Source organism: Sphingomicrobium sp. (genome assembly GCA_036563485.1).
GTDB lineage: Bacteria > Pseudomonadota > Alphaproteobacteria > Sphingomonadales > Sphingomonadaceae > Sphingomicrobium.
In genome coordinates, this window is record DATCMI010000001.1 from 944,264 (window position 1) to 956,800 (window position 12,537).

9 protein-coding genes are annotated in these 12,537 nt (G+C 66.8%); 5 read left to right on the forward strand and 4 right to left on the reverse strand.

The annotated features are described in order from the left end of the window. The first annotated feature begins 37 nt into the window (after positions 1-37). Both VIL42_04945 and VIL42_04950 read left to right on the forward strand, forming a co-directional pair. On the forward strand, positions 38-1,720 hold the full coding sequence (locus tag VIL42_04945) for a DUF87 domain-containing protein (protein HEY8592199.1): 1,683 nt from the start codon (positions 38-40) through the stop codon (positions 1,718-1,720). Between the two features lie 120 nt (positions 1,721-1,840). Continuing rightward, a complete protein-coding gene (locus tag VIL42_04950; GenBank protein ID HEY8592200.1) occupies positions 1,841-4,282 on the forward strand; it encodes a DUF305 domain-containing protein in 2,442 nt (813 codons plus the stop codon). On the opposite strand, the gene VIL42_04955 is transcribed toward VIL42_04950, so the two are convergent. Further along, a complete protein-coding gene (locus tag VIL42_04955) occupies positions 4,279-5,376 on the reverse strand; it encodes a M23 family metallopeptidase (protein HEY8592201.1) in 1,098 nt (365 codons plus the stop codon). The genes VIL42_04950 and VIL42_04955 overlap by 4 nt on opposite strands. A gap of 85 nt (positions 5,377-5,461) precedes the next feature. On the opposite strand from VIL42_04955, the gene VIL42_04960 reads away from it, so the two are divergent. The 3 genes from VIL42_04960 to fdxA are packed head-to-tail and all read left to right on the forward strand — an operon-like array spanning position 5,462 to position 8,594. After that, the gene (locus VIL42_04960) at positions 5,462-7,966 is read left to right on the forward strand and encodes a DEAD/DEAH box helicase (GenBank protein HEY8592202.1); all 2,505 of its coding nucleotides are present in this window, start codon (positions 5,462-5,464) and stop codon (positions 7,964-7,966) included. Further along, positions 7,963-8,259, forward strand: coding sequence for an RNA-binding S4 domain-containing protein (locus VIL42_04965; GenBank protein HEY8592203.1), 297 nt, complete (start codon positions 7,963-7,965; stop codon positions 8,257-8,259). Before VIL42_04960 ends, VIL42_04965 begins: the two co-directional genes overlap by 4 nt. Further along, entirely contained in the window at positions 8,256-8,594 is a 339-nt protein-coding gene (gene fdxA / locus VIL42_04970) for a ferredoxin FdxA (GenBank protein ID HEY8592204.1), read from the forward strand. Before VIL42_04965 ends, fdxA begins: the two co-directional genes overlap by 4 nt. A gap of 163 nt (positions 8,595-8,757) precedes the next feature. Here fdxA and VIL42_04975 read toward each other — a convergent pair whose 3' ends face one another. The 3 genes from VIL42_04975 to cysD all read right to left on the reverse strand — a co-directional run bounded on the left by VIL42_04975 (position 8,758) and on the right by cysD (position 12,452). After that, positions 8,758-9,534 (reverse strand): MipA/OmpV family protein, encoded by a 777-nt coding sequence (locus tag VIL42_04975; protein ID HEY8592205.1) that lies wholly within the window; start codon positions 9,532-9,534, stop codon positions 8,758-8,760. A gap of 72 nt (positions 9,535-9,606) precedes the next feature. Continuing rightward, complete coding sequence (gene cysN, locus VIL42_04980; protein HEY8592206.1) at positions 9,607-11,529, reverse strand: sulfate adenylyltransferase subunit CysN; 1,923 nt, start codon at positions 11,527-11,529, stop codon at positions 9,607-9,609. Continuing rightward, positions 11,529-12,452, reverse strand: coding sequence for a sulfate adenylyltransferase subunit CysD (gene cysD, locus VIL42_04985; GenBank protein HEY8592207.1), 924 nt, complete (start codon positions 12,450-12,452; stop codon positions 11,529-11,531). The genes cysN and cysD overlap by 1 nt, the downstream gene beginning before the upstream one ends. Positions 12,453-12,537: the final 85 nt, after the last annotated feature.

A 12,537-nucleotide genomic window follows, 5' to 3' on the forward strand; every position in this document is an offset into this window, starting at 1 on the left:
CCGCTCGCGAGCCGATTTGCTTTGGAGCGATACGAAGATGGACGAACAGCCGAACCTGCGCGAATTCCTGAACGAGGTGAGCAGCTTCACCGAGGAAGCGGCGCCTGCTCCGGCAAAAGCCCCGCCGGCCAAGGTGTCGGCGATCGGCAAGGTCCTCGAAATCGCCGGCTCCGGCTCGAAGATCCGGATGGAAGCACAGGCGATTTCGGCCCTTCAATCGCACAGCGACGCGTCGGTCGCCATGTCCGGCCAGGTCGGCAGCCAGGTGAAGATGGTCGTCGGCAATGCCTGGCTGGTCGCCAACGTCCGCACCCTTCGTGCCGATGACGACGGCCAGCTCGTCGCCCTCGTCGACTTCCTGGGCGAAGGCTCGAAGGACGCGGCCGGACGGATGAGCAACTTCCGCCGCGGCGTCACCCGCTATCCGATCCCGGGCGCCGAAGTGATGCCCGTGACCACCGACGACCTCCGGTCTGTCTTCGCTGCCAGCGACGAGCCGAATATCGAGATCGGCACCGTCTACCCGACCGACGACATCCGCGGCGCGCTCTACGTCGATCCGATGCTCTCGAAGCATTTTGCGATCCTGGGCTCGACCGGTACCGGTAAGTCGACCTCCGTGGCGCTGATCCTGCACCGGATCTCGCAGCTCAGCCCCGAGGGTCACATCCTGATGATCGACCCGCACGGCGAATATTCCGCCGCGTTCAAGAATTGCGGCGAGCTGTTCAACGTCGACAATCTGCAGCTGCCCTACTGGCTGATGAACTTCGAAGAGCATTGCGAAGTACTTCTGACGACCCAGGGGCAGGAGCGGCAGCGCGATGCCGACATCCTCGCCAAGTGCCTGCTCGCCGCCCGCACCAAGGGCAAGGACTTGAGCACGCTCGGCAAGGTCACGGTCGACAGCCCGATCCCCTATCTGCTGACCGACCTCAACGGCATCATCGTCAACGAAATGGGCAAGCTCGACCGCGCTGGCGATACGCTGCCGTTCCAGCGGCTGAAGACCAAGCTCGACGAGCTTCGCGCCGACCCGCGTTACACCTTCATGTTCTCGGGCATGCTGGTGTCGGATTCGATGCCGACGCTCATTTCCAAGCTGTTCCGCCTGCCGAGCAACGGCAAGCCGATCTCCATCGTCGACGTGTCCGGCGTCCCGTCGGAAATCACCTCGGTCGTGGTCTCCGTGCTCGCCCGGATGGTCTTCGACTATGCGATCTGGTCGCGGACCGAAGCGCAGCGCCCGCTGCTGCTCGTCTGCGAAGAAGCGCACCGCTACGTGCCCAAGGACGAACATTCGGGCGCCCAGGCGGTCCGCAAGATCCTCGAGCGCATCGCCAAGGAAGGTCGTAAATATGGTGTTTCGCTCGGCCTCATCACGCAGCGCCCGTCCGACTTGGCGGAAGGCGTGCTGTCGCAGTGCGGCACCATCGTCTCGATGCGTCTCAACAACGACCGCGACCAAGCCTGCGTGCGGGCCGCGATGCCCGAAGGCGCGCGCGGCTTCCTCGACGCCATCCCGGCGCTCCGCAATCGCGAATGCATCGTCTGCGGCGAAGGCGTCGCGATCCCAATCCGCGTCCGCTTCGACGATCTCGAGCCCGAGAAGCGTCCGGCATCGTCCGACCCAAGCTTCGCGCGCCTGTGGCGCGAGAGCGGAGACGAAGCCGGCATCATCAGCCGCACCATCAAACGTTGGCGCGGCCACGGCCGCTAAGCAGCCGAGCGACACGACTGACGTCACGCGGATTCACTCCGCGTGACGCAGCGTTTTCCCTAATCTTCCACCCCGCCCACCGCTGGTGTTATGACCCCTGTTAACAACAGGGGAATCATCATGGCTGCTCGCCTGCGTACGCTCGCTACCGCTCTCACCGCCTCCGCCCTCGTCCCGCTCGGCGCGGCAAGCGCCCAACAAGCGCCGATCGTGCAGCCTGGCGCGCCGGGGCAGCCGTCTCAGCAGCTGACGCCGGATCAGGCGATCCGGATCGCGAACACCCGCTACACGGCCGACGACGTTCGCTTCATGCAGGCGATGATCGTCCACCACAGCCAAGCCGTCGAAATGGCTGCGCTGGTGAAGGGCCGCACCAATCGCCAGGCGGTGATCGACGCGGCGCGGCGCATCGACGCGTCGCAGGACGACGAGATCGCCTTCATGCGCAAATGGCTGACCGACCGCGGCCAGCCGGTCGCCAACCCCGCGGCGATGCACGACATGCATGCGATGCACGCCATGCCGGCGGTCGCGCCGGTCAGCGGCCTTACCGACAATCTTGCGTCCATGGGCATGGCGACGCCCGAACAGATGGCCGCGCTCGCCGCCGCCAAGGGCTCGGACTTCGACCGCCAGTTCCTGGAGCGGATGATCAACCACCACCAGGGCGCCGTGACCATGGCGGACGCGCTGCTTCACCGCGGCGGTTCGGCCGCCGACCCGACCCTCTATGATTTCGTCAATGACGTGATCAACGAGCAGAAGGCGGAAATCCGCAAGATGACCGACCTGCTCGTCGGCCTTCGCGACGACCCGCGCTCGACGCTCAAGGCGGGCTTCACCGACGCCGGGCAGGCGGCCAGCAACATGCGCCTGCTCGCCTCGCTCCCCAAGCCGACCGGCTTCTTCGACCCGAAGAACCCGATGGGCACGCCGTTTCCGAAACCGGGCGCGAAGGGCAAGGCAGCAGCGCCGGCGGGCGACGACGGCCGCTTCCCGCTGCTCAGCTTCGCGCAGACCGACATGGCGTTCGCCGGCAATTTGCTGGCCGTCGGCAATTACCACGGCTTCAATCTCTATCGCCTGACCGCCGATCCCAAGCCGCAGCTGCTGAGCTCGGTGATCTGCCCGGGCGGCCAGGGCGATTTGTCGATCGTCGGTAACCTCGTGATCATGTCGGTCGAGCAGACCCGCGGCCGCGTCGATTGCGGGCGTGAGGGCGTCCGTCAGGACGTCAGCCCTGAACGCTTCCGCGGCATCCGCATCTTCGACATCAGCGACGTGACGCGTCCGCGCCAGGTCGGCATTGTCCAGACCTGCCGCGGCTCGCACACCCACTCGGTCGTGTCCGCCGACCCGCGCTCGATCATCGTCTATGTCTCGGGCACGGCCGGCGTCCGCAAGGGTGAGGAACTGGCGGGCTGCGTCGGCGAGGTCGCGAGCCCGCAGACGGCGTTGTTCCGCATCGATGTCGTCGAGATCCCGGTCGCCAACCCGGCCGCAGCCCGCATCATCGACAGCCCGGCGGTCTTCGCCGACCCGAATACGGGCGACCTCGCCGGCCTGTGGCGCGGCGGCACGCACGGCGAAGGAACTCAGGAAACGGGGCGCACGGACCAGTGCCACGACATCACCGTCTTCCCGGCTCGCCGAATCGCCGCGGGCGCCTGCTCGGGCAACGGCATCATCTTCGACATTTCGAACCCGCGTAAGCCGCGCCGGATCGACGCCGTGTCGGACCCGACCTTCTCCTACTGGCACTCGGCGACCTTCAACAATGACGGCACCAAGGTGCTGTTCACCGACGAATGGGGCGGCGGCGGCCGACCGCGCTGCCGGGTCCAGGACCCGCGCACCTGGGGCGCCAACGCCATCTACGACATCGTCGACGGCAAGCTTCGCTTCCGCAGCCACTACAAGCTGCCGGCCGCCCAGTCGGAGCAAGAAAATTGCGTCGCCCATAACGGCTCGATCGTGCCCGTTCCCGGTCGCGACCTGTTCGTCCAGGCCTGGTACCAGGGCGGCATTTCGGTGATGGATTTCACCGATAGCGCCCGCCCGGCGGAGATCGCCTTTTTCGATCGCGGACCAGTCGCCAAGGACAATCTGGTGATGGGCGGCTTCTGGTCGAGTTATTGGTACAATGGTCGCATCTACGGCACCGAGATCGCGCGCGGCCTCGACATTCTCGCGCTGACGCCGAGCGCGCAGCTGTCGGATAATGAAATTGCGGCTGCGTCGCTCGCTAGCCAGGGCGCGGTGTTCAACCCGCAGCAGCAATTTCCGGTCACCTGGCCCGACCATCCGGTCGTCGCGCTCGCTTATCTCGACCAGCTGGAGCGGAGCGGCGCCTTTACTGCCGCGGCAACCGCGCCGCTGCGCCAGGCGCTCACCGCAGCACGGGCGTCGGTCGACGGTCGCCAGCGCAACGGCGCGCTCGCGGCCCAGATCGGTGCGGCGGCAGGGACGCTCCCGCCGGTCGCGGCCAGTAACGTGATTGCGATGCAGCGGCTTGCGGCGCTCCGCCGGACGCTCGGCGGGATTGCCGCACAGCTCCGCTAGGCGCTCTTCCGGCCAACCTTCAGCAACGCCTGAAGCCGCGCCTTCACCGCGCTTGCCAGCTGCGGGTCGAAGGCCGGCGCGCTGACCAGGCGCACGCCGAGCGGGTTCACCGGCGTGCCGCCTTGGCGGACTTCGAAATGCAGGTGCGGCCCCGTCGATAGGCCCGAGGAGCCGACATAGCCGATCACTTGCCCCGCCCGGACATATGTGCCCGGCTCGGCCGCGATCGAGCTCATGTGGCTGTAGCTGCTGACCAGCCCGGCGGCATGGGCGATCTGGACCTGCCGGCCATAGCCGCCCGCCCATCCGGCGCCGATTACCCGCCCGTCGGCGGCAGCGACGATCGGGCTGCCCCAGCCCGCCCCAATGTCGAGCCCGGCATGGAATCGCGTGAATCGAAGGATCGGGTGAACCCGATAACCGAACGTCGATGTGATATGGCCGGCCGCCGGCATCATCATACCGCTCGGGACCGGCGCCGGCCGTTCGACATTGGCCGCGTCGATCCACTCGCTGCGCCCGTTCGCTTGCCATTTGACCAGCTGCATCGGCTTTTCGCCGAACTGCGTGATGCCGGCGTAGAGGAGCTCGCGGTTCTTGCCGAGCACCAGGTCGAAACTGTCCGAAACGCCGATTTCCCCGACGTCGATCTTGGTCGCGAGCGCCTGCAAATAAGCCGCCGCGACGTCCGGCGTCGCGCCGGCGGTGCGCAGCGACCAATAGAGACCATCATTCGCACGCCCGCTGATGCGGATCGGTCCGTTCGCCGGCGCCGGTGCAGTCGCCGGAGCGGGAGCAGGCTCAACCGGCGCCACATAGGGCCGCTGCGGCGCATAATCGATCGCTTCGGCAGCATCGGTCGGCGCCATCGCCATGCCGGTCGCGCCGCCGCTCGCCAGCGGCGCGACGCCCAGCGCCTCCCACTGGTGCGCATCATCGGCGACGCTGCTTCCAAGCCCCGGAAGCGAAGCCCAGGCGACGGTGCTGCACAGCAACGCCAGCGCGCCAGCGCTCTTCCACCCCGGCCGCGGCCAGGAGCGGGAAAGCGAGCGCCGCAACGGATGCGCCTTGGCGTGGAGCGTCAACACGCCCATCCGTCTGCCGAAACAAGGTTAAGGCCCGCCTAAAATCGCGCCTTGGAACCTTGCCTTCCCTTCGGGCGCTGCCACATTCGTCATGATGGCGCCGCGTTCAGACGCTCACGTCCGGGCAATCCTCGGGCCGACCAATACCGGCAAGACCCACTTGGCGATCGAGCGAATGTGCGCCCATTCTTCGGGCGTCATCGGCTTCCCGCTCCGTCTCCTCGCCCGCGAAGTCTACGACCGTGTCGTCGGCATGAAGGGCGAGGCGCAGGTCGCGCTGCTGACCGGCGAAGAGCGCATCGTGCCGCCGCAGGCGCGCTATTTCCTCTGCACCGCCGAATCGATGCCCGTCGGCAATGAAGGCGAGGAGAAGCGCGAATTCGCCTTCGCCGCGATCGACGAGGCCCAGCTCGGCATCGATCCCGAGCGCGGCCACGTCTTCACCGACCGCATGCTCCGCGCCCGCGGCCGCGAGGAGACGTTGATCCTCGGTTCCGACACGCTGCGCCCGCTGATCCGCGAGTTGCTGCCCGAGGCCGAGATCGTCACCCGACCGCGCTTCTCGACTCTTCGCTATGCCGGCAGCGCCAAACTATCGCGCCTGCCGCCGCGCTCGGCCGTCGTCGCTTTCTCCGCCGAGCAGGTTTACGCGCTCGCCGAAATGCTGCGCCGGTTTCGGGGCGGCGCCGCCGTCGTCATGGGCGCGCTTTCGCCTGCGACCCGCAACGCACAGGTGGCGATGTTCCAGCGCGGCGAGGTGGACTATCTCGTCGCCACGGACGCCATCGGCATGGGACTCAACATGGACGTCACCCATGTCGCCTTCGCCGGACTCGAGAAGTTCGACGGCCGCCGCGACCGCAGGCTGACCATCTCGGAAATGGCGCAGATCGCCGGCCGCGCCGGCCGCCACCAGAAGGACGGCACCTTCGGGACCCTCGGGCTCAGCGAAGAATCGGGCGGCTTCAGCGACGAGGAAATCAGCGCCATCGAGGAGCATCGATTCCGCCCGCTCGACTTCCTCTACTGGCGCAACGCTGCGCTCGATTTCACCGATGTCCGCTCGCTGATTGCCAGCCTGGAGATGAAGAGCGACGACCCCGTCCTTCGCTCCGCGCCCGAAGCGATTGACCTCGCCGTCCTGAAGCATGTCGCCGAGGACCCGGCGATCGCCGCCCGCAAGAGCGTCGCCGCCCGGCGCCTGTGGGCGGTTTGCGGCCTTCCCGATTTCCGCAAGGTCGGCCCGATGCACCACGCCCGCATGGTCCGCCGCGTCTTCAGCTATATCGAGGAAGGCGGCCACGTTCCCCACGAATGGTTCGCCGCCGAAGTGTCCCGCCTCGACAATATGAGCGGCGACATCGAAGCGCTCGCCGACCGCCTCGCGGGCATCCGCAGCTGGGCCTATATCGCCCACCGTTCGGACTGGCTGAAAGAGCCGGCGAAATGGGCCGAACGCACCCGCGAGGTCGAAGCGCGCCTGTCCGATGCCCTCCACGAGCGCCTCACCCAGCGCTTCGTCGATCGCCGCACCGCGGTGCTCGTCCGCGACATCGGCGCCCGCGGTGCCGATGCGCTTCCGGTCACCGTCGCCGCCGACGGCGAAGTCAGCGTCGGTCCCGAGCCGATCGGCCACCTGCTCGGCTTCGAGTTCCGCGTCGACCAAACGGCCCGACTCGCTGACAAGCGCCTGCTCCTGGCTGCCGCCGAGCGCCGCCTCGGCGATGAGCTCGACCGCCGCGCCAACGCGTTGATCGACGCGCCCGACCACGCCTTCACGCTCGCGGCCGATGACAAGGGCAGCCCGGCCCTGTTCTGGGATGGGCACCTGCTCGCCCGCCTCGCACCGGGCCGCTCCTTGCTGGAGGCCGCGATCCGCACCGCCCGCCCGCTTGACCGCCTGTCCGCCGACACCCGCGCCCGCCTGCGCGCCCGGCTCGAAACATGGGTGGACGCCCAAGTCGCCAGGCATTTAAAGCCGCTGCAGGTCCTCGCCGCTGCGGCCACCGATGCGGCAAGCTCGCCGGGCGTCCGCGCGCTCGCCGCAATGCTCACCGACGCGGGCGGCCTGCTCCCGCGCAAGGCTGCGCTCGGCGCGATCGCCCATCTCGAGCAGCCCGACCGCCAGGCGCTGCACGGCCTTCGCGTCCGCCTAGGCCCGCTCGACGTCTTCCTGCCGCCGCTGCTCAAGCCCGCCGCCCAGCAATGGCGCGCGGCGCTGCTGGCCGTTCGCCAGAACCAGCCAATGCCCGTGATCCCGCCACCCGGCGCCGCAAGCCTCGGCGGCGATGCCGATCCGCGCGGCGCCGCGCTCGCCTATCGCCGCGCCGGCCGGATGTGGGTGCGTGTCGACCTTGCCGACCGCCTCGCCAGCCACGCCCGTCAGGTCCGCTCCGCCGGCGGCGAGGATCCGGTCAATGCCGAGCTCGCAACATCGATCGGCCTTGACCAGGAGTCGCTCGGGCGGCTGATGAACGACATCGGCTTCACTCGCGCCGGCGAAGCCTGGAAATGGCGCGGCCGGCGGCAGCAGCGGCCGGACAAGCCGTCGCGCCATTCCCACGCTTTCGCCGAACTTGCGAAGCTCAAGAAGCCGTGAGGATCGACCGCTTCCTCCACTGCATCCGCCTCGTGAAGAGCCGCACGCTTGCCCAAGGCGTGGTCGAAGGCGGCTATGTCCGCATCGACGGCAGGCGCGTCGAGAAAGTCAGCGAGGAAGTGCGCATCGGCAGCGTCGTCGCGCTGCCCCTCCACGGCCAAGTCCGCATCCTCAAGGTCCTCAGCCTTCCCGAGCGCCGCGGCCCCGCCGCGGAAGCGCGCGCCTGCTACGAGGAATTGACGGAGGCAGCGCCGCGACTTAGCGAACCCGCAAAGGGAGCCGCTCACTCATGACCTATGTCGTCACCGACGCCTGCATCCGCTGCAAATATATGGACTGCGTCGAGGTCTGCCCCGTCGACTGCTTCTACGAGGGCGAGAACATGCTCGTCATCAACCCCAACGAGTGCATTGACTGCGGCGTGTGCGAGCCGGAATGCCCCGCCGAAGCCATCCTCCCGGACACGGAGAGCGGCCAGGAAAAGTGGCTCGAGCTCAATGCCACCTATTCGGCGGAATGGCCGAACATCACCCGCAAGAAGGACAGCCCCGCCGACGCCGACGAGCACAAGGGCGAGGAAGGCAAGTTCGACAAATATTTCACGCCCGACCCCGGCACCGGCGACTAAGTCAGCGCATCAGCTAGCGCCGTCATTGCGAGGCTCCGCAAGGAGCCGCGGCAATCCAGCGGCGCGACACTGGATTCCTTCGCTGCGCTCGCAATGACGCGCGATCCAGGGCTTTGGAAAAACCGCTCATCCTGAGTGGCCGCGCAAGCGGCGTATCGAAGAATCAGCGCTTGATCGTAAACGTATAATTTAGCCCGGCGCCGACCGACACCTGGTTGCGCGACCCCAGCTCGCGGACGATCGGCGACTTGGCCGCATCGCCGACCAGCCGCTCGTAGCGGGCGAAGCCGAACATGCCCCAGCGCGGGTTGAACTGCAGCGAAAGCCCGCTCGCCATCGCGACGCCATGGACTCCGCCGCCTGGCTGGTAAGCCGGCAGGCCGCTCGCCAGCGCCGCAACCGGAGTCACGCCGAAATAGGCTCGCTGATACTTCTTGTCCGAAAACAGCAGCCGCGGGCCTACCGAGAAGACATATTTGTCTCCGTCGCGCCACACGTGATCGGCGCCGATCTGGCCGACCAGCCCTTCATGGCCGCCGAGCCCCTTCACCAGCTCGCCCCGAAGATGAAGCGACCGGTTGATCTCATAGCTTGCGAACGCACCCGCTTCGAAGGTCCGCTTCACCTTGCCGAGCGGCGCGCCGACATCCGAGTCCTTGCGGGCGTTTGAGAGGCTGGCGGCGGGGCCGAACTTGAACCCGCCCGTCGAGACGACGGGGATGCCGAACCGGTAATCAGGCGCTTCGAAGCCAAACTCGTTGCTGCCGCGGTCGATGTCGACGTCCCATAGCGGGCCCACTTCCATCTTGTCGGAGCCGACGAAGTCCGGCCGCAGCTGCGCGCCGGCACCGACGCGAACGCGGATGTCCTTGCGTTCCTGCGCCAGGGCCGGGGTCCAGGCCGGCGCCAACGCCACGGCCGCGATCAAAAGCTTCTTCATCATCTCGCCCAAACAGCCTTTGTGGAACTTGGTTGCACCTGCGTATCGGTTTCTAGACCCAAAGACCACGCTTCAGCGCCGCTCCATCAGCTTTTCGACGATCAGCTCGGCCGCCTGTTCGGCGCTGAGCTTGGTCGTGTCGATATGGATTTCCGCCTGTTCGGGCGGCTCGTACGGGCTGTCGATCCCGGTGAAATTCTTGATCTCGCCGGCCCGCGCCTTGGCATAGAGCCCCTTCACGTCGCGCTTTTCGGCTTCGGCGATCGGCGTGTCGATGAACACTTCGATGAACTCGCCGTCGGGAAGCATCTGACGGACCATCTCCCGTTCGGCCCGGAAGGGCGAGATGAAGGCCGTCAGCACGATCAGGCCGGCGTCGGCCATCAGCCGCGCGACCTCGCCCACGCGGCGGATATTCTCGATCCGGTCGGCTTCGGTGAAGCCGAGGTCGCGGTTGAGCCCGTGGCGGACATTGTCGCCGTCGAGCAGGAAGGTGTGCCGCCCGCGCGCCGCAAGTTTGGTCTCGACGAGGTTGGCGATGGTCGACTTGCCCGCGCCCGACAGGCCGGTGAACCACAGCACCGCCGGCTTCTGGCCCTTGAGCGCCGCATGGGTGTCGCGCCCGACGTCGAGATGCTGGCGGTGGATGTTCATGGCGCGGCGGAGCGCGAAATGGAGCATGCCGCAGCCGACGGTGGCATTGGTCAGCTTGTCGATCAGGATGAAGCCGCCGAGCGCCTTGTTCGGGCTCGTGCCTTCCACCGCATAAGGTTCGAACACGATCTCGCGGTCGGTCGCGATCTCGGCGACGCCAATACCGTTCAGCGCCAGCCGCTTGGTCGCGAGATGTTCGAGCGTGTTGACGTTGATCTCGTACTTCGGCTCCTGGACCGTTGCCGTGACGGTCTGCGTGCCGATCTTCATCCAATAGCCGCGGCCCGGAAGCAGCTCCTCATCGGCCATCCACACGATCGTGGCTTCGAACTGGTCGGAAACTTCGGGCGGGTCGCCGGCGGCTGCAATGACGTCGCCGCGTGAGCAATCCACCTCGTCGGTGAAGGTGACCGTCACGGACTCGCCCGCGGTCGCCTCGGTGAGGTCGCCGGTCAAGGTGACGATCCGGTCGATATGCGTCGTGCGGCCGGACGGCAGGATCCGCACTTCGGCACCGGGGCCCATCGTGCCCGATGCGATCTGGCCCGAAAAGCCGCGGAAGTTCTGGTTGGGCCGATTGACCCATTGCACCGGCATTCGCAGCGGCTTGGCGGCGTCCGCCGCGGTGTCGAGCGGCACCGTATCGAGATGTTCGAGCAGGCTCGGCCCCTCATACCAGCCGGTGGCATCGCTGCGGCTCATGATATTGTCGCCGGCTAGGCCGGACACGGGAATCGGCACCCAATCGGCGATGCCGATCTGGTCTGCAAACCGGCGATAGTCGGCGCAGATCGCGTCGAACGCGCCTTGGTCGTAATCAACCAGATCCATCTTGTTCACCGCCAGCACAAAGCGGCGGATACCGACGAGCTTGGCGAGATAAGAGTGCCGCCGCGTCTGCGTCAGCACGCCCTTGCGGGCATCGACCAGCAGGATGGCAAGGTCCGCGGTCGACGCGCCGGTCACCATGTTGCGCGTATATTGCTCATGGCCCGGCGTATCCGCGACGATGAACTTGCGCCTCGCGCTGGAAAAGAAGCGATAGGCGACGTCGATGGTGATGCCCTGCTCCCGCTCCGCCGAAAGCCCGTCGACCAGAAGCGCGAAATCGATCTTCGCGCCTTGCGTGCCGTGCTTCTTGCTGTCCGCTTCCAGCGCGTCGAGCTGGTCGTCGAAGATCTGCTTGGACTCGTAGAGCAGCCGCCCGATCAGCGTGGACTTGCCGTCATCGACGCTGCCGCAGGTGATGAAGCGAAGCAGCTCCTTGCGCTCCTGCTCGGCGAGCCAGGCGCGGACATCGCGGCGGATCAGGTCCTGGTCGGAATCAAGCGGGCGGCTCATCAGAAATAGCCCTCCTGCTTCTTCTTCTCCATCGACGCGCTGCCCCCGTCCTTGTCGATGATCCGGCCCTGCCGCTCGCTGGTCTTGGTCAGCAGCATCTCGGCGACAATATCTTCTATGGTCTGCGCTTCGCTCTCGACCGCGCCGGATAGTGGGTAGCAGCCGAGGGTACGGAACCGCACCTTGCGCGGCTGCGGCGTTTCGCCGTCAAGCGGGAAACGCTCGTCATCGACCATCAGGATGAGGCCGTCGCGGACGACCGTCGGCCGGTCCGCCGCGAAGTAGAGCGGCACGATCTCGATGCCTTCGCGCATGATGTACTGCCAGACGTCGAGCTCGGTCCAGTTCGAGATCGGGAAGACCCGCATGCTCTCGCCCTTCGCCTTGCGCGCATTGTAGAGGTTCCACAGCTCCGGGCGCTGCCGCTTCGGATCCCAGCGGTGGTTGCGGTCGCGAAAGCTGAACACGCGTTCCTTGGCGCGGCTCTTCTCCTCGTCGCGCCGGGCGCCGCCGAACGCCGCGTCGAAGCCATATTTGTCGAGCGCCTGCTTCAGACCTTCGGTCTTCCACATGTCGGTGTGCATCGGGCCGTGGTCGAACGGGTTGATACCTTGCTCCATCGCCTCCGGGTTGCGGTGGACCAGCAGCTCGATCCCGTCTTCCGCCCCCACCTTCTCGCGGAGCGCATACATGTCCCTGAACTTCCACGTCGTATCGACGTGGAGCAGCGGGAAGGGCAGCGGGCTGGGCGCAAAAGCCTTCTTGGCCAGGTGCAGCATCACCGCCGAATCCTTGCCGATCGAATAGAGCATCACCGGCCGCTCGGCCTCGGCGACGGTCTCGCGCAGGATGTGGATGCTCTCGGCTTCGAGCCGGTCGAGATGGGTCAGCGCTTTCACGGCTGGGCTGATAGCATGCGGCAGCGTCGCGTCGAGTAGCGCAGCCGGTCGACGGCATGGCGCGAACCGGCTATTGCCGCTGCAAGGCCCGAACTCTTTGTCTTCGTTA